The 3,280-nt window shown below is 33.8% G+C and carries 3 protein-coding genes; all 3 read right to left on the bottom strand.

The window, feature by feature from the left end; all coding sequences use genetic code 11:
• Positions 1-919 (bottom strand): RIP metalloprotease RseP (gene rseP, locus ABS911_RS14805; protein WP_350468191.1); only part of this gene is annotated, 919 nt, incomplete at its 3' end.
• A 212-nt stretch (positions 920-1,131) separates the two neighbouring features.
• Positions 1,132-1,917, bottom strand: a complete 786-nt coding sequence (locus ABS911_RS14810; RefSeq protein ID WP_034536578.1) for a phosphatidate cytidylyltransferase — start codon at positions 1,915-1,917, stop codon at positions 1,132-1,134.
• A gap of 21 nt (positions 1,918-1,938) precedes the next feature.
• Positions 1,939-2,715, bottom strand: a complete 777-nt coding sequence (gene uppS / locus ABS911_RS14815; RefSeq protein WP_350468192.1) for an undecaprenyl pyrophosphate synthase — start codon at positions 2,713-2,715, stop codon at positions 1,939-1,941.
• Between the last annotated feature and the right edge of the window lie 565 nt (positions 2,716-3,280).

The following is a 3,280-nucleotide window of genomic DNA, read 5'->3' on the forward strand; positions in this document are numbered from 1 at the left end:
CCCATGTCTGAACAAAACCAAAACTGATTTTAGCCCAAAAGGAGGTTTCTAGAGATGCTTGCACGCCGATTTGTCCTACTTCTGTTCCGTCAGCTGCTTCATTAGCAGATGGAGTTACCGTTAGAGTCTTTTCAGTACCATCTTTTGATTCAACTTGAAAAGTCAATTCCTTTTCTGGATTTAGCTGAACCATTTCCACCATTTCATTCCATGTAGCGATTTTTTCATCGCCGATTTGAATAACTCGGTCGCCTTCTTTTAAACCAGCTTCTTCTGCTGCACTATCTGGTAAAATATCTCCCAATACATTTTCTTGGCTGACTACTCCGCCTTGTAAGAATGCCAGTACAATAAAAGCAACGATTGCTAAAATCATATTATTCATGGGACCTGCAAAGTTTGTCATCATTCTTTTTGGCAAACTAGCTGATTGGAATTGGACATCAATAGGTGCAATCTGCACTTCAGTTCCATCTTCCTCAATGATCATTGCATCTCTCAAAACAGGATAGCGTACTAAATTCGTCTCATCTCCGGCTAAATAGCCTTCAACATATAATTCTTTTTCAAGATCGATTGATGTTACTTCCATCGGTACCGCATCTAATAATTGCTTTTTCTTATACGTATTGATCAGCGACACTTCATTTGCATCGTTTACGATTAAACCAATAGGCGTTCCGGGCTTGATTTCTGATTCTTCTTCATAGCCTGCCATACGCACATATCCGCCTACAGGTAAGATACGAATAGTAAAAGTTGTTTCTCCTTTTCGATAAGAAAATATTTTCGGACCAAATCCAATTGCGAATTCTCTAACTAAAATACCTGCTCTTTTAGCAAAATAATAATGTCCAAACTCATGAAAAATCACTAAAATACTAAAAACTATAATAAAAGTAATAATGGTAGCGATCATATACTCTCTCCTTTGTACTTCACTAAAAAAGTTTTTCTTTTTATATTATCAAACAGTTAACACGTTTATATAGATAAGGAATACTACGTACAAAACAAGTTTAATTCTATCATAATTTGAATACAATAACCATTCGACTTAAAGATTTATTATTCGTAAAAGAAAAGTAGCCATCGCAATAAAGGATAACTACTTTCTGTTTCAACATATTTTTAAATTAATCCTGAAAAATACAGGATAGGCAAAACGAATAACAGACTATCAAAACGATCTAAAATGCCACCATGACCAGGCATTATTTTACCAGAATCTTTTACATTGTAGTAACGTTTAAAAGCCGATTCCACTAAGTCGCCTAATTGACCTGCAATTGAAAGAATCACTGTCAATACCAGCATCCAGCCTAATGGATTGTCTTGTGGATAAAATATCAGGTAAATAACAGCAACTATAAGAGCCATAATGATGCCACCTACAGAACCTTCAATAGTTTTGTTAGGGCTGATTGAAGGAGCTAGCTTATGTTCCCCTAATTTTCTTCCAATCATATACGCTCCAATATCTGTTGACCATACAACAAATAACGTAAATAAAAGTAAATCTAATCCATTTTCTCTTGTCAGTAAGAGAAATTTAAAGCCAAAACCTATGTACATTACCCCTAAAATAGCTACTGCTGCATCATCAAATGTAAAATTATTTTTTGAAAACACAGTGCAAACTAATAATAATAAGGTAAAGAAGTACAATACGGTTTGTGTATTCACATGAGACGGTAAGAATGAGGCTGTATAATGCGGGAATAATAATCCTAATAAAGCTAATATAGAAATAATGCCTTCAACTGAACCTAATTTGTTGCCTTTCATTCTGAATAATTCAAATAATGCAATGACCCCTAATACTGCAACCACTAATTCTAATATCCATGACCCTATATAAACTACTGGGACAAAGAGAATAATTGCAACGATTGCCGAAATAACACGTTGTTTCACTAATATGTCCTCCTAATTCTCTTATAATCCTCCAAAACGACGGTGTCGTTTTTGATAAATCGCTATCGATTGTTCTAAAGCTTGCTCATTAAAATCAGGCCAAAGAGCTTGAGAAAAGTAAAACTCACTGTAAGCATTTTGCCACAACATAAAATTGCTAATTCGCTCTTCACCACTCGTTCGAATCATAAAATCAACGTTTTGATACTCATTTAATGTATGAGTCATTAAGCAGTCTTCAAATACAGACTCCGTTATATCATCTATGTCTAGTTCTCCTGATTTAACTTTTTTTGCAATCGCTTTTGAAGCTTCAATCAATTCACTGCGTCCGCCATAATTCAGCGCGAAATTTAATACCATACCCGTATTGTTCTCAGTATCTTTTATAGCCTTTTCTACCGCATTACGAGTGTGTTTAGGCAAATGATCAATAAAGCCGATAACTTGAACTCTAACATTCTGTTCCATTAATTCAGGGACAAAAGTATCAAAAAAATCAACTGGTAATTGCATTAAGAAACTGACTTCATCATCAGGTCGTTTCCAATTTTCAGTTGAAAATGCATAAAGTGATAACACTTTAACACCAATTTGACTTGCTCTTTTGGTGATTTTTTTGACCGTATTCATTCCTTCTTTGTGGCCTGCAACTCGCGGCATAAATTTTTTCTGAGCCCAACGTCCATTTCCGTCCATAATGATCGCAATATGTTTAGGAATTTTATCATCAATATTAAAAGAGACGGTTGACATCTCATCTGTTTTTTGACTTCTTTTATTAAATAATCCTTTCAAGTGATTCCCTCCACTTCGTAATTCACCATTACTCATTGTAGCAAAAAAGAAAATAAAAGCCTACAAAATTTAATAAGAAACGGCTTTTTTAGCAAATAATTAAGAAATATTTACAAGTTAAAATAGCTATTTTCCTGTTTTATACACCCTTACCTTTATTATTCTACTGCTAATAATGATAGAAAGCCTTTTAGTAGGCTCAAAAAACGAAAAATGTTATAATATATTAAACCTAGTTAGGAACTTAAGGAGGATTTTAATATGAAAAGACAAATCAAAAAATTCATCGTCGGTTTAATTATTTCTGCTGTAGTAACCAAATTAACAAGTTTGTTAATGGGCGAAGATAAAAAGACAGCTTAACTGGATATTTCCAAAAGCAAAAGTACTTTCGGCCTCTATCTTTGTAGAGGTCGAAAGTACTTTTTTATATGATAAGCTTTATTTTGTTGCTCAATTTGTATTATTTTCAGTAAAGCCTATATAAGCTACCTAGTTTATTTGCTGTAAAATCAGCTTCTAAGCCCTTTAGAACAAGAACGTTCTCATTTTTCCCCATAACAAG

This window comes from Carnobacterium sp. (genome assembly GCF_040274425.1).